This is a genomic window from Leucobacter chinensis, assembly GCF_019049105.1.
Lineage (GTDB): Bacteria > Actinomycetota > Actinomycetes > Actinomycetales > Microbacteriaceae > Leucobacter_A > Leucobacter_A chinensis.
The window spans coordinates 73,058-92,842 of the sequence record NZ_JAHQZR010000003.1; the positions used below are offsets into that span (position 1 = coordinate 73,058).

The window sequence follows — 19,785 nt, forward strand, 5'->3', positions numbered from 1 at the left end:
TGTGTGAGGGGTTGTGGAGTTGCATGTTCGTGGAAAATGCGACCCGACAATGCTGATTGGTAACCTTAGTGACCGTTCCCGAGCCCACCGGTGAGCCGAGCATGGAAAGCCGTCGTGTAGTCGTTCATGCCGACGAACTCGACGGTCTTGCCGTGGTGCTCGTACTTGGTCTGGATCGCGTCGAGCGCGGCGACGGTCGACGCGTCCCAGACGTGCGACTTCGAGAGGTCGATGACCACGCGGTCCGGGTCGGCCGCGTACTCGAACATCGTGGTCAGGTCGTTGCTGGACGCGAACAGCAGCTGCCCCTCGACGGTGTAGTTCGCGCGGAGCTCTCCGAAGTGCTCGGTCACCTCGCGGGTGACGTCGACGAGGTGTGCGACGCGGCGCACGAACATGATCGCCGCGACGAAGACGCCGACGATCACGCCGACCGCGAGGTTGTGGGTCGCGACGACGACGGCGACGGTGATCACCATGACGGCCGTCTCGCTCTTCGGCATCCGCTTCAGGGTGGAGGGGCGGATGGAGTGCCAGTCGAAGGTGCCGACCGACACCATGATCATCACTGCGACCAGCGCGGCCATCGGGATGATGGCGACCACGTCGCCGAGGACGACGATCAGGATCAGCAGGAACACGCCGGCGAGGAAGGTCGAGATGCGGGTGCGGGCACCGGACGCCTTGACGTTGATCATGGTCTGACCGATCATCGCGCAGCCGCCCATGCCGCCGAACAGGCCCGACGCGATGTTCGCGACGCCCTGACCCCAGGACTCGCGGGTCTTGTTCGAGTGAGTGTCGGTGACGTCGTCCACGAGCTTCGCCGTCATCAGCGACTCCATGAGCCCCACGAGCGCCATCGCCAGAGCGTACGGGGCGATGATCGTCAGCGTCTCCCACGTGAGCGGCACGTTCGGCACGAACAGCTCCGGCAGGCTCCTGGGGAGTTCGCCCTGGTCGCCGACGGTCGGCACGTGGATCGCGAAGACCACGACTGCGGCGGTGACGATGATGATCGACACCAGCGGGGCCGGGACCACCTTGGTGATCTTCGGCATGAACACCATAATCACGAGTCCCACAGCGACGAGCGGGTACACCATCCAGGGAACGCCGATCAGCTGCGGCAGCTGCGCCGTGAAGATCAGGATCGCCAGCGCGTTCACGAAGCCGACCATGACGCTGCGCGGGATGAACCGCATCAGCTTCGCGACGCCGAGCACCGCCAGCACGATCTGTAGGATCCCGGCGAGCAGCACCGTCGCGATGAAGTAATCCATCCCGTACTCGCGCGCCACGGGTGCGATGACCAGCGCGATCGCACCGGTCGCCGCCGTGATCATGGCGGGGCGTCCGCCGACGAACGCGATCGTCACCGCCATGATGAAGGACGAGAACAGCCCGACCTTCGGGTCCACTCCGGCGATGATCGAGAAGGAGATCGCCTCCGGGATGAGCGCCAGCGCGACAACGAGGCCGGCCAGGACCTCGCGGGTGAGGATCCGCGGGCTCTTCAGTGCAGTCAGCACCGACGGCTCGGGCCGGTATCGCGTCTTGTCGTCAGTCATGGTCGTCATGAGTCGGGCCTCCCAGGGATCGAGATGGGTCGATGTGACACCATCAAAAGCGTGAGTGCGCGTCGACGCGCGCCTGACAGCACCCCGTTCGGGGCTGGCGGTCGGGATGAAGCCCGCCAGAACATGCGGGCACGACAGCAACCCTAACGTAACGTTAGTGTTGGATGCGAGTTAAAGAGGAGCTGAGCCATGCCCGGAGCCGGGATGATGCAGATCGGGGAACTGGCCGAGCGCACGGAACTGTCCTTGAGGACACTGCGCCACTACGACGAGATCGGCCTGCTGGAACCCACGGGCCGCTCCGAGGGCGGTTTCCGCCTCTACACCGAGGACGACTACGAACGGCTCATGCTCATCCGCCGGATGAAGCCGCTCGGGTATTCACTGGAGCAGATGGGCGATCTGCTGCGGGCGCTAGACGCCGACCAGGCCAAAGGCTCCGTCAGGACTGAGGCCGCTCAGCTCCTCGCCGAGTTCCTCACCGACGCGGAGCAGAGACGGGCGAAGCTCGAGAAGCAGCTCGCCGCGGCCGATGAGTTCATCGGCCTGCTGGGTAAACGTATCAGGGCATGATCACGCCCAGGCGAGGCCGATCCCGGCGACGCCCGCGATGACGCCTGCCGCAGCTCCGGTGAGAACGGCAATCCATGCCGGGAATTTCCAGACGGTGAGCATGAGGAAGCACCCGAGCGCGATGATCAAAGGTGCGAGTCCAGTCACGCCGGATGTGATCACGGGCGTCCACAGCGCGGCGGCGAGTATACCGACCACCGCGGCATTCGCGCCGGCCATCGCTGAGCGGACCATGTGGTTCCCGCGGAGGCGCGCCCAGAAGGGAAGCACGCCGATCAGGAGCAGCAGGCCGGGAAGGAAGACCGCGACGAGGGCGAGGAGCGCCGCGAGCGGTGCTGCCCATCCGTCCAGCATCTCGAAGCCGAGGTAGGCCGCGAAGGTGAACATCGGGCCGGGCGCGGCTTGCGCCGCACCGTAGCCGGCCAGGAACTGATCCTGGCTGACCGCACCCGCGACGGCCGGTTCCGCCTGCAGCAGCGGAAGGACGACGTGCCCGCCCCCGAAGACGAGCGCGCCGGCGCGGGTGAATGCGTCCGCAATCCCGAACCAGGTGTTGCGCGTCAGCGCAGTGACGACAGGCAGTGCGACGAGTAACACGCCGAGCGCAACCAAACACGAGGCTCCGAGTCGCCGCGAAACGCGCAAGGCAAGCGGCTCGGACACTGCGACGTCGATCCGGCGGCACCAGAGGATCCCCGCGGTCAGGCCTAGGAAGATCGAGGCGAGCTGACCGAAATTCCCCGGCAGTAGCAGCGCCAGCACCGCGGCGGCGACACCGATCAGGGCGCGGCGGACGTCGGGCGTGAGCGTGCGGGCCATCCCTAGCACTGCGTGCGCGACGACCGCGACGGCGACTGCCGTGAGTCCCAGGAGAAGCCCCGCGCCCACCGGGCCTTCCAGGGAGACCGCGCCGATCGCGAAGAGCACGAGCAGTAGTGCGGACGGCAGCGTGAACGCCGCCCACGCTGCAACCGCCCCACGGAAGCCTGCGCGCACGAGGCCGAGCGCGAAGCCCACTTGGCTCGACGCCGGCCCGGGGAGGAACTGGCACAGGGCGACGAGCTCGGCGTATTGCGAATCACTCACCCATCTCCGTCTGGCAACGAGCTCCTCGCGGAAGTAGCCGAGATGTGCGACGGGGCCGCCGAACGACGTCACGCCGAGCTTCGCGAACGCCCGGAACACCTCGCCGACGCCGCCGCGCTCAGCGGACGGACGTGAGTCCACCGCTCGGCTCACTTCGCGAGCAGTTCCGTCAGCAGTGTTTCGACGCGGTCCTTGATCTCGTCGCGAATCGGGCGCACCGACTCAATGCCTTGCACCGCTGGGTCATCGAGTTTCCAGTCCTCGTAGCGCTTGCCTGGGAAGAACGGGCACGCGTCGCCGCAGCCCATCGTGATCACGACGTCGGAGTCCTGCACCGCTTCGGCGGTGAGCACCTTGGGCTGTTCGGCGGTGATGTCGATGCCCTCTTCGCGCATCGCTTCGACGGCGACAGGGTTGATCTGGTCGGCGGGCATGGATCCGGCCGAACGGACCTCGACCCGGTCGCCCGCGAGATGGCGGAGGTAGCCGGCGGCCATCTGGGAGCGGCCGGCGTTGTGGACGCAGACGAACAGGACGGAGGGTTTCTGGATTTCGGTCATGACGGGCTCCTTCAAGCCTTGCTGGTGAGAGTGGCGAGGAGGCCGCGGACGCGGCCCTCGATGTCCTGGCGGATCGCTTCGACGCCCTCGGGCGAGGCCAGCGCAGGGTCGCCGACGGCCCAGTCCTCGTACCGGACGCCGGGAATGATCGGGCAGACGTCGCCGCAGCCCATCGTGACCACCACGTCCGCCGCGCGCACGGCGTCATCGGTGAGCGGCTTCGGAAACGCCGTCCCGGGCTCCTGCGCGCCCTCGAGCTCGGTGAGCAGCGAGCGCACGTGCGGATGCACGTCCGACGCAGGGGTGGAACCGGCGGAGCGTGCGACCACGCGGCCGTCGGCGAGCTGATTGACGATCGCGGCGGCGAGCTGGGAGCGGCCCGCGTTCTGCACGCACACGAACAGCACCTGTGGCACCCCGGTGGTTCGGTCACGGGTCAGGTCGGCGAGGCGCTGGCGGGCGAACCGTTCGGTCAGCGGGATCATGTGCACCGTCAGCTTCGCCGAACGCACCAGGCCCGCGTAGGACTCACGCACGATCGCGATCACGAGATCCCGGTTCAGCCCGGTCAGCTCATCTGCGAGCTCCTCCGCGAGACGGGTCACCCGTGCATCCATCTGCAGCAAGGCCTCGGCCCGTGCCGCGGCGTCTTCGGGCTCCTCGGTGACGGCCGCGGCGGGCGCGAACGCGTCGAGGAGAGCCGCGACGGCGCGCTGCTTGCCCGGGGCGATCCGGTACCAAACCCAGGTGCCGCGCCGCTCGGACAGCAGCATCCCGGTCTCCTTCAACACCTTCAAATGGTGGGAGACGGTCGGCTGCGACACTTCGGCGAGGTCGGCGAGATCGCACACGCAAGACTCGCCGCGCGGGTCAGTCGCGATCGCGGACAGCATCCGCAGCCGCAGCGGGTCAGCGAGCGCCTTCAGCGCGCCGGCCACGGTCGTAGCTGCTTCGGTCCCGATAGCGTGCGCCGTGGACGGCGCGCACGCGTCGGCGATGACGGCGGTGTCGGTCATGACGTCCTCGATTCGGTGGCGGTAGTGGCGTAGGGGTCGGTGTGGAACCAGGCTCGTGCGGCCCAGAGCGAGACGTAGACGAGGGCCACGAGCACGGGCACTTCGATGAGGGGGCCGACGACGCCGGCGAGGGCTTGCCCGGACGTAGCGCCGAAGGTGCCGATCGCGACCGCGATCGCGAGCTCGAAGTTGTTGCCCGCCGCGGTGAACGCGAGCGTCGTCGACCGGGCATAGCCGAGCCCGAGCGCCTTGCCGAGCAGGATGCCGGCGAACCACATCAGTGCGAAGTAGATCAGCAGCGGTAGCGCGATCCTGGCGACGTCGAGCGGCTTCGAGGTGACTTGTTCGCCTTGCAGGGCGAACAGCAGCACGATGGTGAACAGCAGCCCGTAGAGCGCCCACGGCCCGATCCTCGGGAGGAACTTCTCTTCGTACCAGTCGCGCCCCTTGCGCTTCTCGCCGATGAAGCGGGACGCGAAGCCCGCGATGAGCGGGATCCCGAGGAACACGAGCACGTTCAGCGCGATCTGCCAGACCGAGATCTCCAGTCCCTGTGCGTCCAGGCCCAGCCAGCCCGGCAGCACAGTCAGGTAGAACCAGCCCAGCACCGAGAACATCACGACCTGGAAGACCGAGTTGATCGCGACGAGCACCGCGGTCGCCTCGCGGTCGCCGCAGGCGAGGTCGTTCCAGATCACGACCATAGCGATGCATCGGGCGAGGCCGACGATGATTAGCCCGGTCCGGTACTCGGGCAGGTCCGGCAGGAAGATCCACGCGAGCGCGAACATCACCGCGGGCCCGACGAGCCAGTTCAGCACGAGCGAGGAGACCAGGAGCTTCTTGTCACCCGTGACGGCTGCGACCTTGTCGTAGCGGACCTTCGCGAGCACGGGGTACATCATCACCAGCAGGCCCAGCCCGATCGGGACCGAGATCCCGCCGACCTCCATCGCAGACAGCGCGTCGGAGAGCGCCGGCACGAACCGGCCGAGCACGAGGCCGGCGACCATCGCGAGGCCGATCCAGAGCGGCAGCCACTTGTCGAGGGTGGAGAGCCGTTTCGGGGTGGTGCGGGTCAGGGCGTCGGTCATGCGAGCAGCTCCTCGAGCTTCGCGACGTAGACGGGTTTCGGGTGCGCGCCGATCAGCACGTCGACACGTTCCCCGTTCCGGTAGAAGCCGAGGGTCGGGATCGAGGTCACGCCGGCCGCGGTCACGGTCTCGGGGTTCTGGTCGGCGTCGATCTTCACGATCTTCACCCGGCCCTCGTACTCGCCGGCGAGCTGGTCCAGGATCGGGGCGATCGCCCTGCACGGGCCGCACCAGGTCGCCCAGATGTCGACCACGACGGGCAGCTCGGACTCGAGCACCTCGGCCTGGAAGGTGGCGTCGGTGACGGGGGTGACGGTGCTCATACGGAGACCTCCAGAACAGGCTCGGAAACGGTGGCGGGTGCGAGGTGCGACAGGTAGTGCTGGGCGTCCTGCGCGGCCGCGCAGCCGGTGCCCGCGGCGGTGATCGCCTGCCGATACGTGTGGTCGACGAGATCCCCGGCCGCGAACACCCCGGCCAGATTCGTCCGCGTCGACGGGTGCGCGACCCGCACGTACCCGTCCGCGTCGGTGTCGACCTGCCCAGTCACGAGCTCGGAGCGCGGGTCGTGCCCGATCGCGACGAACACCCCCGTCGCGTCGAGCCTCCGCTCGGCCCCGGTGATCGTGTCGCGCAGCGTGAGCCCGGTGACCTGCTGGTCGCCGAGGATCGCGGCGACCTCGCTGTTCCAGGCGACCTCGATCTTCGGATCGTCCAGCACGCGCTGTGCCATGATTCTCGACGCTCGGAACTCGTCCCGGCGGTGCACGACGGTGACTTTCGATGCGAACCGGGTGAGGAACAGCGCCTCCTCCATCGCGGAATCCCCGCCACCGATCACGGCGATCTCCTTGTCGCGGAAGAAGAACCCGTCGCAGGTCGCGCACCAGGACACTCCGTGCCCCGACAGGCGCTCTTCCTCGGGGAGGCCGAGCTTGCGGTACGCGGAACCCATCGTCAGGATCACCGCCCGCGCCCGGTACGTCATCCCGGCACCCGTCTCGAGGGTCTTCACATCGCCGTCGAGAACAAGGCGGGCCGCGTCGTCGTACACGATCTCGGCGCCGAACCGCTCAGCCTGCGCCCGCATCGACTCCATCAGCTCTGGCCCCTGCACGCCATCGACAAAGCCCGGGAAGTTCTCCACCTCGGTCGTCGTCATCAACGCACCGCCCGCGGTCACCGAGCCCGCGATCACGACCGGAGCGAGACCCGCGCGGGCGGCATAGACCGCGGCAGTGTATCCAGCGGGGCCGGACCCGACGATGACCAGCTCGACTTCTTGATTCGACATGTATCTATATTGACTTGTATCGAATCAGACGGCAAGTCTGCGCGGCGCGTCTGGGCGGGTGTTTGCCGAAGGTTCACCTTCCGAGGCGGCTACGCACTGTCGGCGGTGACGTTCGGCGGTTCCGTCGTGGGGTGGGTGTAGTGCAGTGCGGTCTCGACGCTGATGCCGAAGAGGTCGCAGATGCGTCTAACGTCGCCGCCAGTCTGTTCGACTTCGTAGAGAATCCGGTCGGTACGAAGTGCTTGCGCGGTCACGCCGGCTTTCTTCCAGGGGAAGTTGCGTCCGGATGGTGAGAGCCTGGGCGCGGTCTGGATGGTGACGAGCAGGTAGGGGTTCTTCGTTTCCGGCCAGCGCGTGGCTCGGTGATTGAGCCACGCGGCGAGGCGGACGACGACGGGCCTCGCGAGCGGGATGAAGCGGCCATCGGGCATCCGCAGCCGTCCGTCGATGATGTCGGTGAGCTTGATGTGCTGCACTTGCGAAGTCATCAGGGCGTGGAAGGCGACGAGCGAGACGGCCAACGCGACCGCGGGGTCGGGATTAGTGAGTGCGTCGCGGATCGCCGTGGGTTCCATCGGCAGCGGGAGGTTGCGCCGGGGTCCGCGCAACGGGATAGCTCTGGTCGGATCGGTGAAGATCTGCTTGCGGCCGCGCAGGATCGTGAACAGGCTGCGGAAGCCGAGCAACATCGTGTGGCGACGCGACGGGTCTTCGGGGAGCGCGGCGAGGATGTCTTCGGTGCTGATCCCAGCCAGACTGGTGCGCCCGTCTTCGACCCAGCGAGTGATCGCGGGGAGGATGCCATACATCTGGCCCTTGACGGTCATCAAGTCACGGGGCTGACGACGCGGCGGGGTCTTGGAACCGTCGACCATGATGTCGCGCCAGAGCTCGAGCTGGGATCGCATCGGCTCGGGCAGGGCGTGGGTCTTGCGTTCGAAGAGCTTGGTGAACGAGGGCACCCGGTCGTCGGTGAGGAGCCCGGCGTCTTGGAGGACTTCGATGGTGGAGCGGATGTTGCTGCCGTCGTCGTAGCTGCGCATCGCGAGGATGTCGGAGGCGCGGAAGCGCAGATTCGCGCCGGGGAACACGAGCTGCAGGACTTTCAGGGTGCGCCTGACCTGGTTGGTCTGTCGCTTGCTCCATGCGTACTCGCGGGCTCGGGCGTAGAGGAAGTGGTCGGTGCGGCTGGTGATGTCGCGCAGCCTGATCTCGTTCGAGCGCTGCCGGAGGCGTTCGGGGTCAGGGTCGATATGGAACAGCACCGGCTGGTGGCTGGCCGGTGCTGGCGGCGGGGTGTTGATGACCTTGAGCGCTTCGCGGATGCTCATCGCCATCGGCAGGTGGAGTTCTGCGGGCTGACGGGCGTCGTTCGTCGAGGCGAGGAAGAGCTGCTGGCCGTACTTGCGTGCCGCGTCGAGGTCGAGCGGTTCGCCGGGTCTCTGATGGTAGCGGGCGGTTTCCAGGCAGAGGCGGCAGTAGCCCTGCTCACCGATGGTGGCCTCGCGGTGGCAGGACACACACTCGCCCTGCGGGTAGTGCGTGAACCACCAGCGGCACTTCCAGCACCGCCAGTTGTGCCTGCGGTAGACGCCCCAGGCCAGGCAGTCGCGGCAGGAACCGATGAAGCCGGGGCTGCCAGGGTGACAGTGGGCGCAGAGGCCTTGGCTGTAATACTCGGCCGATCCGCACTTGCTACAGGCCGGCGGTGTGAACGGGCCGCCGGGGATGCAGTCGTAGCAGAAGTCGATTCGGGGTGTCAGCCACGCGGCCGGCTTCACCCCGCACGCGGTGCAGGGCAGCGGCGGACTCAGGGGTCCGTTCGGGCCGCGTGCCGGGCTCATAGCGGCGGGGCGGGCCGATCGTTCTTCGGGCCGAACCGGGGCGTGACAATGCTCGTGTTCCCGTTAGCTTCTTCCCGTTCGCGGGTGCCGGGCTTGCGGGCGCGGACCTTCTCGGGTTCGGGTGCGAGGAGATCATTCGGCTCGCAGCCGAGGACAAGGCAGATGACGTCGAGGTCGTCCAGCCGGATCGTGGTCGGGATGCCTGTCCACAGCCCCGACATCTTGCCCTGGCTGATCTCTAGCCCGGCGTCGGCGAGCATCCGCCGTAGCTCCGTCGACTTCCAGATGCCGCGCTCGGCGGCCTGGACTCGCAGGTTCCATCTCATCGCGTGGCCATCCCTTCGAATCGGTGTTCCAGCCGCTCGTTTGCCTGCATCCATGACTCCTCGACGTGCTCGCCCGGGACGTGGATGTACTGCGTCGTGGTCGAGAGCCACTGGTGCCCCAGCAGCTCTTGCAGCGCCTTCAGGTCCATGCCCGCCAGATACAGAGAAGACGCGCAGTAGTGCCGGAGCACATGCGGCGTCATTCGCCCGTCGGCCCAGGCGGGCAGGAACCGCGCAGTGGCTCGGGCCAGGCCTCGTCGGAGCACATCATCGCTGGCCCGCCAGGAATGGCCGAGTTCGTGATCGAACCGTTCCGACGGGATCATCGGGGCATCCGGGTTGTCCCAATCGGGTCCGAAGCGGTGTCGCACATCGCCGAGCCACCAGTCGATGAGCTTGTCCGCGCCGTTGATCGCGGGCACCAGGCGCTGCTTCGACCCGCGTCCGCGAGACCCTTTCCCGAATCGGACATGCAGCTTGCCTAGCGTCCCGAGATCGGGCCGCCAGTCACGGAGGTCGAGCTTTGTGCTCTCGGTGATGCGCACCCCGACCCTGCGCCAGAGCGACGCAGCGAAGTAGTTCCGGGCGGCGGGTAGGTAGCGTCGCTCGTCTTGGAGTGAGGCCGCCCAGCCGCCGAACAGCCGCTCAATCTCCGCATCCGAGGGCGGCACCCTGACCTTGCCCAGCGACGAGCCGGACTGCCGGTTGTACTCGTCGACGGGCTGCTCGATCACCCACTCGGTAAGCGCATGGATGTCGCCTTGATAGCGGGCGATAGCGAAGTCGTAGAACTGCGCGATCGCTCCCGCCTTGCCGGCTCTGGTCGTGACGGCCAGCCCTGCTCGACGTAGCCCGGCCAGGAAAGCGTCCGCGTCGGAAGGCCTGGCCTGCCAGAGTGGGGCGTTGAGGTGGTGACGGAACTCGAAGACGACCGCTCTGGACTGCGCAATGTACCCGTCGCTGAGTCCAGCGGCAGCCATCGCGAGGGCGTACTGGTCGATGATCTCCTGTTCGAAGTCCGCGGCATCTTCCTCGGACCGCCAACCCCTGGCAGTTCCGATGCTCCGCACCGCGGCGAGTTTCATCGCCCCGCAGCTTCACGAATCATGACCATGCATCAAGAATATCGCAAAACCGTCCGACTTCATGATGGTTTGTCGGGATTCGTGACAGTGATGGAGTTCCGTTCATTGGCTAGGAAGACGCACCTGGCAGGCATGAATCTCCGTCAGGAAGATGCGACTCTAGAGACATGATTGCACTTGTGTACAGCACACTGACGGCTGAGAGCCGGCGCACCTGTGCTTCCCCAGCGAATCTTTCGCACAGATAGCCTAAGCATGTGAACCCGATCGTTATTCTCGATACCAATGCGCTGCACGGACGAAAACCACTTAGCAACGCGAACAGCAGGCTCGTCCAGGCACTCTCGGGCTCCGGGCAGATCAGGCTGGCGATCCCTGATGTTGTAATTCATGAGCTATCACGGCATTGGACCGAACAAGTCGAAGAAGACTCAGAGCGAATTCGGGTAGCCCAGAAGGCGTTGAACGAGACGCTGGGAGAGCTTGAAGTCAAATCCCTCGAATTCAAACTCCCAAAGCTGGATCGCGCATATGTTTATGACTACACCAAGCAGTGGTTGGTCAAGAAGAGGGTGGAAATTCTCAAAACAACCGATATTCCCGTTGAGCATCTGCTGACTAAGGATCTGGACTCTGCTAAGCCGTTCGATCGTGAGGGCAAAGGGTTCAGGGATGCCTTAATTTGGGACTCCATTCGTGTGTTTTTCAATAACCTCACCGATCCGAAGGCGTTGGTTCTGTTTGTCACGAACAACCACAGAGACTTCTGTGAGAGGAAGGGTGGAAAGCTACATCCAGACTTGGCCAGTGAGCTTGATCCTGGTCGCGAGATCACTGTCATCCCTACGCTTCACGACTTACTCCAACATCCTGCAGTTCAACTACTTGCGGATACACATCGGGAGTTTGAGTCTCAGCTGAGACAAGATCGGCTTGAAGACCTCATCGACATGGCCATTAGCGAGATGCATGGTCGCGCTGTCGAAGACCTGACCAGCGTCTACATCGGCTCAGGAATGTTCGAATCCCCTGTGAGCACTGGGCTAGTTGAAGCAACATTCGATGAAATTCTGCCTGACCCAGGAACGATCGAGTTCGACATAATCAGGGACGCTGAAGAAGTCACCATTCGAGTGACATTTGAAGCAGACTGCAGCTACGACGGATTCATCGACAAAGTTGAGTACTTTACCGATGACGGCGACGGATACACCCTATTCGAAGACTGGAATGATCACATGTTTCGGGTGGGTGCCACGGGGAGAGTGCGTTTCACCTTAAGCGGCACCGTGCTTGGAACGAAACTTGATGATCTCATACTCACACTAGATGAGGCCGAAGATTCATTTCGTTAGAACTAACACAAAGCTTCAGGCTGCACTGAACGGGTGGCGGATACCTTCATTGGGCAATCAGTAGTTGCTCCTGGAGTGCAGTGAGTACCTCCGCTGCATGAGCACTTATCTTCATGATCCACCCTCCCTTTTGTCACCGCTAGTTGATCTGCCTCTGGCTGTTGTAGCTGTGGGGGAAATGGGTATGGTCAGCGCCACCCTTGACGGCATCGACGTCCCGCCCCCGATCCATGCCGAGCATTGGAGTAGAGCACAGTTCGGCGAACTGCTCGACGCGCTCACACAACAGCGCAGTCGCACGATACGTCTAGAGGTGCGGGAAAGCGACGGAAGCGTTTTCACTGAGATCATTCACGCGAAGCGCGGCAACCCCGAGACAGCCGACATGACGACACCGCCAGCACCAGAACCAGATTCTCGTCGGGCACGACGAGGCCGACATCAACGACTCATCGAGATCACCGGTGGCGGATTCATTCAGGGAGAGGATGTTCTTGTCGCGATCCCAGTGAGCACGGCAGAGGGTGATAATTCTGGAGTCGCACGAGCAGTGATCGACCTCGACCAGCTCACAAGCCAAGTACGCGAAGTGGCACTCATTGGGTATGTGTCAGGTCGCATCGTGACTGAGCGGCTTCCATGAGTACTCGAGGGCGGCAGTCTGGTTCATTCGGAGACGAGATGACCAACATTCTGATCGCGGTGCTCATTGGGACCTTCGGGCTCACTCTCGTGCTCCGCGCTGCCGGTTCAGTCGCAGCATTTCTCACAGGAGTGAGTCAACCCGGTGAGGGTATTGCGGGAGGCGTCGGGGTTCTGTTTGATCCGACGCACCCGGGTCGAGCGCTCGGCAGCGACGAGTTGAGTCCATTCGTGTACTGGATGGTTGTGGGCGTGATGCTCGCCATTCTCGTCGTGGTACTCATGTGGGCCTGGACTCGTTGGAGACGGCACTCACGCAAGGTCGATATGGATCCGCGAAGGCTCCCTGGGACAGCCACCGCATATGAGGTGCAGGCCACCGCATCGTCCCGCGCGCTGCTGCGCAGAGCAGCTACTCTCCGGCCATCGCTTGAGCGGCCATGCCCTTCTGACGTTGGGTACCGACTCGGGCAGTCCCGCGGAAAGGGCGTTTGGGCGAGCGTCGAAGATTCGATTCTGCTCATCGGTCCACCTCGCTCAGGCAAGGGCCTGCACATCGTGATTCCGGCGATCCTCGACGCGCCAGGCGCGGTCGTGACGACCTCCACCCGTCCCGACAATCTGACTGCGACGCTTCGGGCACGAATGCGATCGGGCCCCGTGATGGTGTTCGACCCGCAACATCTGGCGGAAGGCGTGCCTGCGGGGTTGCGATGGTCTCCGATTCGAGGGTGCGAGGATCCGCTCACGGCAATGATTCGCGCAGCCGGGCTTGCTGCTGCCACTGGGCTCGCCGACGGTGGCGTCGACGGTGGTGGATTCTGGGAAGGTAAGACACGCGTCGCACTGCAAGCGATGTTGCATGCCGCGGCACTTGATAACCGCACACCCGCCGAACTTTTCCGGTGGACACTCGACCCATCAGCCGCTGCCGACGCTGTCGCGATCTTGAATGCTTCACCGCGGGCGGCAACTGGTTGGTCCGAGGGCCTGGAAGCAATGATCGAGACCGATCCACGCACCAGAGATTCGATCTGGCAGGGCGTCTCACTGGCTCTCGCCGCTCTCGCCGATCCTCGCGTGCTCGATGCGGTGAGTCCCGGCCCAGATGAAGCATTCGACCCTGAAGCTTTCATCCGCGAGAAGGGCACCCTCTATTTGCTAGCAACCGGTGCGGGCGCAGGGAACAGTGCTGCGCTCGTTGCCGCGTTCGTTGAGGACCTCGTTGAAACTGCCCGTCGAATGGCAGCACGATCGGCCGGGGCGCGACTTGATCCGCCGTTGCTGCTCGCGCTCGATGAGATCGGAAACCTTGCGCCTCTGCCATCGCTTCCCACGCTCATGGCGGAGGGCGGCGGTACTGGAATCACAACGATGCCTGTAATGCAGTCTCTTGCTCAGGCCCGAGACAAATGGAGCGAGGATCAAGCCGCTGCAATCTGGGATTCGAGCATCGCGAAGATTATTCTCGGTGGTGCATCGAACTCGCGCGACTTGCAAGACCTCTCGACCTTGATCGGTGAACGCGACGAGTTCACCGACTCCGTCACGCTCGGTGACTACGGCTCACGAAGCAGTCAGCGCTCAGTGCGCCGGGTGCCGATCATGCCGCCCGATCGCATCCGTACGATGCCGTTCGGCACAGGTGTCCTGCTGCTGCGCTCAGCTCCGCCGATCATCGTCGATCTGCTGCCATGGCCGAAGCGCTCTGACGCTGCCTCTCTCAAGCACGAACGCAGTGAGATCGAAACGCTGCTCGAAAACCGACCCATCTGCGAGTGACGAGCTACCGAGCTGGTTGCGCCTACGCACCTTCCTGATACGAGCGGCTGACGTGGCCGCTCCCAATCAGGCAGGAGGACGGTCCCATGACCATCCGCACACAGCAGTCGATCTCAGGATTCATCGCCAGCGACCCTCAACTCACTCAGACGGACCGCGGCGACGCACGGTTCTACGCCCGCTTCGGCCAAGAGAACTTTCGCCGCGAAGACGATGGCACGTTTACGAAGCTCGAAACAACCTTCCACAACCTAGTGATGTATCGCGCCACCGCAGAGCGCGCGTACGAGCGCTTCACGAAGGGCGACAGCTTCGTCGCCGAAGGCTACTTGCACGAGTACAGCTACGAGCGCGACGGTCAAGCCACAGACGGCGTGGAGTTTGTCGCCAAAAAGATCGGTCACGACACCGCTCGTACCCAGTACAGCGTGGAACGAAGCCAACGCGCCACATCTCACGATGAACCGGCCCGCGGTCAGAGCCGTGCATTCGAAACCCCTCAGAAGCGACCGAGCACTGACGCTCCGACACTCGGTCGCTGAAACGGCAGGAGCGCAACGATGACTAACAACAATCGCACTGACGAAGTATTCGACGATATGCCCGAACCAAGCTTCAGGCCTGAAGACGAGACCGCACCGCCGCGCCCGATCAACTGGAACCTGCTCACCTCCCACGACCTTGAGCAAGAGCTGCTCGCACTCAACCGGTGGGTGAACTGGCTCAGGTTGGAATATGGGCTTCCGGCGTCAGAAGTGCCACCGCTCTGGCACCGCCACCCAGAGCTTCTCTGGGAGCTGTCGGCGCTGCACCTACACTGGCTCAGCGCTTACGATGCGGAACAAGACGGCTCAGCCCCGTTAGGCTGGCATCGAGACTTTGCAGATGCTCGCAGCCGACTTCGTGATTGGGTTGCCGCCAGCGGCACTCGACGAGACCGCGATCGACCCACCAGGCAGACACCCTGGCCAGGCGAACCACATGCTCAGGAGGTCGTGGAACAGGTCATCCACGATCGCGAAGCCGACTTCATCGAGTTCGTGCTCGAACAGGTGCAGGCCCGCGAAGCTGCTGAAGACGCGTTCTACGCCAACATCGACTTCGAAACTGGGGAAATCGGTTCCGGTACCTGATTGCACGACATCGCATCAGAGGTATTCATTATGCGGCCCTCAGCGCAAGCTCAAATCTTCGATTGTGCTGAGGGCCGCGCTGTGTTCGCGGGTATCCGTGCTCGCCGAGAGGTCGGCGGCAATAACCGCTCAACGAGGGGTGTAGACAGAACCTGTTTCATACTTCCTTCCCGAAGACGCGGTCGAGCATTTCGGCGGTCGCCGGGTTCACCATCTCGTTGCGGCGGATGTAGTGCTGCACCGTGATCGCCGGGTCCGTGTGTCCGAGTAGCTCGGCGGCAAGGTCGACACCAGCCTCATTGCTGATTGCGGTGGCAACCGTGCGACGAAACATGTGCGGCGTGACGCCCTCGATGCCCGCGAGGTCGAGCACGTGCCGAAGCTGCCTGCGCACGTTGTTCGTCGTCAGCGGGCCACCGTCACGATTACAGAACAACAGTGCATCAAGCGAGGCATCATCACGGCGAGCAAGCCTGAGCCGCACCGCCTCGGCAGCGAACGCGGGGAGTGCGACGGTGCGTCTGGACTTCGCAGTCTTAGGATGATCCTGCCGCTGGGTCGGTTCGCCGCGGTGCGCAACGATGGTGCCGCTAATGCGAATCGACGGCGGGGCGCTCACGATATCGATATCGCGGCGACGAATCGCGAGCACCTCACCGATGCGAGCCGACGTGCCGAGCATCACCTCGACGATCGCGCCGAGCTGCCCGTCCGGTTTCGGTCCGGTGGGTGAGAGGCCGGTCTCCCAGAACGCGATCGCGGTGCGGATGGCGTTCACCTCGGCGGGGGTGAGTGCGTTCGGTGTCGTCTGGGGTTTCCGGAGCCGTGAGACGTGATCCATCGGGTTGCGCGGCAGCACCTCGTGCCGCACCGCGAGCCCGAGCGCGAGCCGCAATGCCACCCGGGCCTGCTTGGCACGGTTGTAGCTTTGCTTCGCCAGCTGCTTCAAGAAGTGGTCGCAGCGGGCCACGCCGATCTCACGCAGCGTGAGGTCTTTGAACGCGGGCATCACTAGCGTGCGCATGTTGCGTTCGTACAGCTGTCGGGTGGTGGTCGAGAGTCGGTCCTCAAGATCGAGATCTTCCAGCCAGTACGCCACCAGGTCGGGGAACGGGCTGTCGGCCGTCAGCCCGATGCCTGCGGGCTGGTAGAGCGTGCGCTCGGCAAGTTTCGCTTTCAACCGTTGCTCGGCGGCGCGCTTCGTGTCACCGGTGGCTTGCACGAGGCGTGACTTTCCATCCCAGTCGCGATACCTTGCGCGGGCGGTCACGCGACCGTTCGACGCGGTCTGAAACCCGATCGTGCCGAACGTGCCGATGGTGAGGCGTGGGCGGCTCATCGGGTCACCTCCCGTCGAGCGGGGAAGCCTTGGCGCCGTCGCGTTGCTGCTCGATCCAGACACGTACGTCGGAAACGGCGAACTTCAGGTGTTTGCCGAAGCGGTACGCGGGCGGGCCGAGGCCGCGGGTGCGCCAGTCGTAGATCGTCGAGACGGGGATGCCCAAATACGTGGCCAGCTCGCCAACATCGATCAGGGGCTCCAGGCCCCACGGGGTGGGTTGCGCTTCGGTGTCCATAACGAACAGGTGCACGGCGCGCATCGCCGCTGACCGTACACAACCGGGGCGGTCGGGGCCCTGCCGGGTGACTGCCGCCCGAATGCCCCCTCGGCGTGTCAAAAAGATGGGTTTGTGATGACCGGATCAAATCGCACCTACAAAAAAATCGCGGAAACCGTTGAGTTTCCGCGATTCTTTGGTCGGGCTGACAGGATTTGAACCTGCGACCCCTTGAAGGTTGTAGGCTCGAATCGGTTGACCCGGTTATCGCGGAACCCCTGGAACTCCCTTGTGTTTACAGGAATCTAGGCGGTTTGCCTGGTCCAAGTGTGGCCGGTCATCGGCGGTCTGTCTTGGGTGATTTTAATGGGTTTCAGGTGAGCCGTGACTTTTTCTGCTGGCGCTAACGGCGTTTGTTCTTCCCACGCAGCCTCTTCTTTGATCGTCGCGCAGATGGTGGGGTGGGTCTGCTTGCTCGCCCTACAGGCTGGAGCCCCATGTCGCCCACCAACCGATCGAGTTCAGGATCGGACGCTGTCGGACTAGTCAGATAGATGAATTCGAGAAGGTTTCCCACGATATCGAACAGTAGACCGTAGGCCCGATCTGATTGCAGTTGATAGCTCTTCACCCGCATGTACCGAGAGAGCTGTGCACGGTAGGCGCGTTTGTCCCCGATCCGGGGAGCTATTCCAACGAACACCGTTGGGTGCCCCCACATCCCTGCGAAGGACATGAGCATGTCATGGTAATCGCCGTCGGCAGATGCTCTTCTGTGGCTTTCGCGGATGCCCTTTATGAGTTGTGTCTGTGTTTCTCCGGCAAGGCCAAGCAGATCAGTTGTGCATCGCAACCAGCCGGAATCACCGAGGTCGGCGATACTGTCGATGATTGGAATGATCTCCTGAGCAATGTTGAACGTTGGCTTTCCGGGTTGTGGCTCAGACTCCGGTATCTGATCGCGCAGGTACCACTCACTCAGCGGTTGGCAGTGATCGGTGACCATCGTTCCGACTGCGCTCTCATTGCGTCTGCGTCGGTCCCTAGTCTTCACTGGTGGAGCAGACGCATGCTCACGCCGCACTTCGTCTGGATCGTCATCGACGTACAGATTCCCCTCAAGAAACAACATGAAGAGATCGAGTTCATCGACACCGCGGTAGAACGTGGCCACTCCGGTGTCGGTGCGGCGTCGCAAATACAAGAGGAACTCGCTCGGCCGGTCACAGATCTCCGCGATCACCATGAGGTCGTGTAATGACGCAACCCAGGGGGGCCGTCGCTCCGCGAGCAGTCCAGCAGCTTGCAGATCACCGATGGCTACGCCGAGTGGGCCCACATCATCTACCAAGACGACAACCGAGCGCACCTCGCGGATCTGAGACAGCTCTAGCCAAGAGTCCGGGGTTAACCAGATGCCTCCGTTTGCTTCGATCAGTCGCTGTAGTCGTATGGATTGGTTGTTGGCATCACCGATCGTAGCTTTCAGATCGGATTCGAGTCGCCGAACGTCACCGCGGCGAGACTGGTTGGCAACCGACTTCGCCTTCACCTCAACAATTATCGCGACATCGTCGATGAGGAAGAGGCCGTCTCCCTCTACACGATCCGCCACGAGGTTCACGGTGATGCACCTAGCGTCGAGATCTCCTTCACTCCTGCCTTTCTTCGGTGCGTAGTAGTGGAACCCCGAATACGACACTGGGTGCCCAAGAACACGTTCGAGACTCGCGATAGCGAGGCCCTCGCTTACTGGCTGCCGAGCGCGTTGGTCGTATCGTCGCATGTCGGACGAGTGCGGCGCGAGCGTTCTCTCAAGAATACGACGCAGCGAGTCTAGGCCAGGATCGTTGACCGTGGAGGCGAACCCGCCTGCGCCGTCGGCGACAAGCGGAGTAGTGAGAAACGGGTTGGTTCCCGTGAGAAGGTTAAAGACTCTCACCTCTGCAGAAATCGAATCATCGAAAACTTGAGAGTAAGAATTGAGTACCGTGAGAACCTTTGTCTCATCCATCTGTCCCGCTTCGGCAAGTTCTGCGGCGTAGATCGTGGCGCGCTCCCCAGGTAGGAACATGAAGTCGATCATCGCTTCTCGGAACCGAGCGATCACTTCCGCAGGCATCTCCTCCGGAGAGACATCCTGATACTCGAGCACAATGTCTCCAGTCTCGTCACGAAGACTCGTCATCCGGTCTCCCGAGATCGACTTCAACGCCTCACGAACATTAACCACGTCATCGTACCCATATCCCAAATGCACATGCATAAGCCCCTCGACTACGGGATGCTGGAAAAGGCGACGCTCCTGCTCATCACGGATGTGGTCATACTGAAGATTGCGGATGTTCAGCACGGCGCCCTGGTACTCCGACGCGAGACGCGCCAGCACATGTTCACTGAGATAGGCCTCATACTGCTGTCGGTAGGTCGCGAGTCGCGCAAGCCGTTTGGCTCGCATATGCAGTTCCTCGATCTGCTCATGCGGACGAGTCTCCTCGCGCGGGATACCACTCGGTTTCCGGCTGGACCGAGAAAGCAAGACTGCAGCCACCATCTCCACCGCCAGCGCTGACCCACCTGGCATCGTCACGCGTGGATCGGGAACGGGCGGGAACTCGCGCATCCGCATCAACTCAATCACATCGAACGCATCGGCTTCCGCAACAAGCTCCAGCATCGCCGAAGTCTCGATCTTCACCTGCTCACGAAGAACCGTCCGCACGTCAGCGACTGAGTGACAACCAGCAAAGAGATCAATCTCTTCCGTTGGGTCACCGAATTCCTCGACATCAATATCACCAAGCACTCGCGCAAGTCTTGTCGAGTGCCCCATTGCTTCAGCAGAGATCATCATGC

At 63.4% G+C, this 19,785-nt stretch carries 19 protein-coding genes; 6 read left to right on the forward strand and 13 right to left on the reverse strand.

Going from position 1 to position 19,785, the window contains the following annotated elements; genetic code table 11:
- Positions 1-65 precede the first annotated feature (65 nt).
- Positions 66-1,580 carry a SulP family inorganic anion transporter gene (locus tag KTJ78_RS04050; RefSeq protein ID WP_217132867.1) on the reverse strand — a complete coding sequence of 505 codons (1,515 nt, stop codon included), beginning with the start codon at positions 1,578-1,580 and terminating at the stop codon, positions 66-68.
- A gap of 189 nt (positions 1,581-1,769) precedes the next feature.
- Here KTJ78_RS04050 and KTJ78_RS04055 point away from each other — a divergent pair, with 189 nt between their 5' ends.
- Entirely contained in the window at positions 1,770-2,153 is a 384-nt protein-coding gene (locus KTJ78_RS04055) for a MerR family transcriptional regulator (RefSeq protein ID WP_217132868.1), read from the forward strand.
- Here the strand turns inward: KTJ78_RS04055 and chrA are convergent, their stop codons facing one another.
- The 9 genes from chrA to KTJ78_RS04100 form a co-directional block, all read right to left on the reverse strand.
- On the reverse strand, positions 2,154-3,380 hold the full coding sequence (chrA, locus tag KTJ78_RS04060; protein WP_369807972.1) for a chromate efflux transporter: 1,227 nt from the start codon (positions 3,378-3,380) through the stop codon (positions 2,154-2,156).
- Between the two features lie 8 nt (positions 3,381-3,388).
- Complete coding sequence (locus tag KTJ78_RS04065) at positions 3,389-3,799, reverse strand: arsenate reductase ArsC (RefSeq protein WP_217132869.1); 411 nt, start codon at positions 3,797-3,799, stop codon at positions 3,389-3,391.
- Between the two features lie 11 nt (positions 3,800-3,810).
- A complete protein-coding gene (locus KTJ78_RS04070) occupies positions 3,811-4,815 on the reverse strand; it encodes a metalloregulator ArsR/SmtB family transcription factor (RefSeq protein WP_217132870.1) in 1,005 nt (334 codons plus the stop codon).
- On the reverse strand, positions 4,812-5,909 hold the full coding sequence (arsB, locus tag KTJ78_RS04075; protein WP_217132871.1) for an ACR3 family arsenite efflux transporter: 1,098 nt from the start codon (positions 5,907-5,909) through the stop codon (positions 4,812-4,814). The genes KTJ78_RS04070 and arsB overlap by 4 nt, the downstream gene beginning before the upstream one ends.
- Positions 5,906-6,232, reverse strand: a complete 327-nt coding sequence (trxA, locus tag KTJ78_RS04080; RefSeq protein WP_010157039.1) for a thioredoxin — start codon at positions 6,230-6,232, stop codon at positions 5,906-5,908. The genes arsB and trxA overlap by 4 nt, the downstream gene beginning before the upstream one ends.
- A complete protein-coding gene (gene trxB / locus KTJ78_RS04085) occupies positions 6,229-7,203 on the reverse strand; it encodes a thioredoxin-disulfide reductase (protein WP_217132876.1) in 975 nt (324 codons plus the stop codon). The genes trxA and trxB overlap by 4 nt, the downstream gene beginning before the upstream one ends.
- Positions 7,204-7,292: 89 nt before the next feature.
- Positions 7,293-9,047, reverse strand: coding sequence for a site-specific integrase (locus KTJ78_RS04090; RefSeq protein WP_254259367.1), 1,755 nt, complete (start codon positions 9,045-9,047; stop codon positions 7,293-7,295).
- A complete protein-coding gene (locus KTJ78_RS04095; RefSeq protein WP_217132878.1) occupies positions 9,044-9,373 on the reverse strand; it encodes a helix-turn-helix domain-containing protein in 330 nt (109 codons plus the stop codon). The genes KTJ78_RS04090 and KTJ78_RS04095 overlap by 4 nt, the downstream gene beginning before the upstream one ends.
- Complete coding sequence (locus KTJ78_RS04100) at positions 9,370-10,458, reverse strand: tyrosine-type recombinase/integrase (RefSeq protein WP_217132880.1); 1,089 nt, start codon at positions 10,456-10,458, stop codon at positions 9,370-9,372. The genes KTJ78_RS04095 and KTJ78_RS04100 overlap by 4 nt, the downstream gene beginning before the upstream one ends.
- A 257-nt stretch (positions 10,459-10,715) precedes the next feature.
- On the opposite strand from KTJ78_RS04100, the gene KTJ78_RS04105 reads away from it, so the two are divergent.
- From KTJ78_RS04105 to KTJ78_RS04125, 5 genes are all read left to right on the forward strand, one after another.
- Positions 10,716-11,813, forward strand: a complete 1,098-nt coding sequence (locus KTJ78_RS04105; RefSeq protein ID WP_217132882.1) for a PIN domain-containing protein — start codon at positions 10,716-10,718, stop codon at positions 11,811-11,813.
- 184 nt (positions 11,814-11,997) lie between these two features.
- Positions 11,998-12,456, forward strand: a complete 459-nt coding sequence (locus tag KTJ78_RS04110; protein WP_217132883.1) for a hypothetical protein — start codon at positions 11,998-12,000, stop codon at positions 12,454-12,456.
- Positions 12,453-14,237 carry a type IV secretory system conjugative DNA transfer family protein gene (locus KTJ78_RS04115; protein ID WP_217132884.1) on the forward strand — a complete coding sequence of 595 codons (1,785 nt, stop codon included), beginning with the start codon at positions 12,453-12,455 and terminating at the stop codon, positions 14,235-14,237. Before KTJ78_RS04110 ends, KTJ78_RS04115 begins: the two co-directional genes overlap by 4 nt.
- A gap of 86 nt (positions 14,238-14,323) precedes the next feature.
- Positions 14,324-14,779: a single-stranded DNA-binding protein gene (locus KTJ78_RS04120; protein ID WP_217132885.1), complete on the forward strand. Its 456-nt coding sequence runs from the start codon at positions 14,324-14,326 to the stop codon at positions 14,777-14,779.
- A gap of 57 nt (positions 14,780-14,836) precedes the next feature.
- Positions 14,837-15,370: a DUF4913 domain-containing protein gene (locus KTJ78_RS04125; RefSeq protein WP_217133245.1), complete on the forward strand. Its 534-nt coding sequence runs from the start codon at positions 14,837-14,839 to the stop codon at positions 15,368-15,370.
- A gap of 157 nt (positions 15,371-15,527) precedes the next feature.
- Here KTJ78_RS04125 and KTJ78_RS04130 read toward each other — a convergent pair whose 3' ends face one another.
- From KTJ78_RS04130 to KTJ78_RS04140, 3 genes are all read right to left on the reverse strand, one after another.
- On the reverse strand, positions 15,528-16,709 hold the full coding sequence (locus KTJ78_RS04130; RefSeq protein ID WP_217132886.1) for a tyrosine-type recombinase/integrase: 1,182 nt from the start codon (positions 16,707-16,709) through the stop codon (positions 15,528-15,530).
- Between the two features lie 4 nt (positions 16,710-16,713).
- The gene (locus KTJ78_RS04135) at positions 16,714-16,971 is read right to left on the reverse strand and encodes a helix-turn-helix domain-containing protein (protein WP_217132887.1); all 258 of its coding nucleotides are present in this window, start codon (positions 16,969-16,971) and stop codon (positions 16,714-16,716) included.
- A gap of 361 nt (positions 16,972-17,332) precedes the next feature.
- Positions 17,333-19,783 carry a hypothetical protein gene (locus KTJ78_RS04140; RefSeq protein WP_217132888.1) on the reverse strand — a complete coding sequence of 817 codons (2,451 nt, stop codon included), beginning with the start codon at positions 19,781-19,783 and terminating at the stop codon, positions 17,333-17,335.
- Positions 19,784-19,785 lie beyond the last annotated feature (2 nt).

Coding starts and splice junctions, on each gene's coding strand:
- KTJ78_RS04050 (WP_217132867.1), bottom strand. CDS start 1,580: ATGACGACCATGACTGACGACAAGACGCGATACCGGCCCGAGCCGTCG.
- KTJ78_RS04055 (WP_217132868.1), top strand. CDS start 1,770: ATGCCCGGAGCCGGGATGATGCAGATCGGGGAACTGGCCGAGCGCACG.
- KTJ78_RS04065 (WP_217132869.1), bottom strand. CDS start 3,799: ATGACCGAAATCCAGAAACCCTCCGTCCTGTTCGTCTGCGTCCACAAC.
- KTJ78_RS04070 (WP_217132870.1), bottom strand. CDS start 4,815: ATGACCGACACCGCCGTCATCGCCGACGCGTGCGCGCCGTCCACGGCG.
- arsB (WP_217132871.1), bottom strand. CDS start 5,909: ATGACCGACGCCCTGACCCGCACCACCCCGAAACGGCTCTCCACCCTC.
- trxA (WP_010157039.1), bottom strand. CDS start 6,232: ATGAGCACCGTCACCCCCGTCACCGACGCCACCTTCCAGGCCGAGGTG.
- trxB (WP_217132876.1), bottom strand. CDS start 7,203: ATGTCGAATCAAGAAGTCGAGCTGGTCATCGTCGGGTCCGGCCCCGCT.
- KTJ78_RS04090 (WP_254259367.1), bottom strand. CDS start 9,047: ATGAGCCCGGCACGCGGCCCGAACGGACCCCTGAGTCCGCCGCTGCCC.
- KTJ78_RS04095 (WP_217132878.1), bottom strand. CDS start 9,373: ATGAGATGGAACCTGCGAGTCCAGGCCGCCGAGCGCGGCATCTGGAAG.
- KTJ78_RS04100 (WP_217132880.1), bottom strand. CDS start 10,458: ATGAAACTCGCCGCGGTGCGGAGCATCGGAACTGCCAGGGGTTGGCGG.
- KTJ78_RS04110 (WP_217132883.1), top strand. CDS start 11,998: ATGGTCAGCGCCACCCTTGACGGCATCGACGTCCCGCCCCCGATCCAT.
- KTJ78_RS04115 (WP_217132884.1), top strand. CDS start 12,453: ATGAGTACTCGAGGGCGGCAGTCTGGTTCATTCGGAGACGAGATGACC.
- KTJ78_RS04120 (WP_217132885.1), top strand. CDS start 14,324: ATGACCATCCGCACACAGCAGTCGATCTCAGGATTCATCGCCAGCGAC.
- KTJ78_RS04125 (WP_217133245.1), top strand. CDS start 14,837: ATGCCCGAACCAAGCTTCAGGCCTGAAGACGAGACCGCACCGCCGCGC.
- KTJ78_RS04130 (WP_217132886.1), bottom strand. CDS start 16,709: ATGAGCCGCCCACGCCTCACCATCGGCACGTTCGGCACGATCGGGTTT.
- KTJ78_RS04135 (WP_217132887.1), bottom strand. CDS start 16,971: ATGCGCGCCGTGCACCTGTTCGTTATGGACACCGAAGCGCAACCCACC.
- KTJ78_RS04140 (WP_217132888.1), bottom strand. CDS start 19,783: ATGATGATCTCTGCTGAAGCAATGGGGCACTCGACAAGACTTGCGCGA.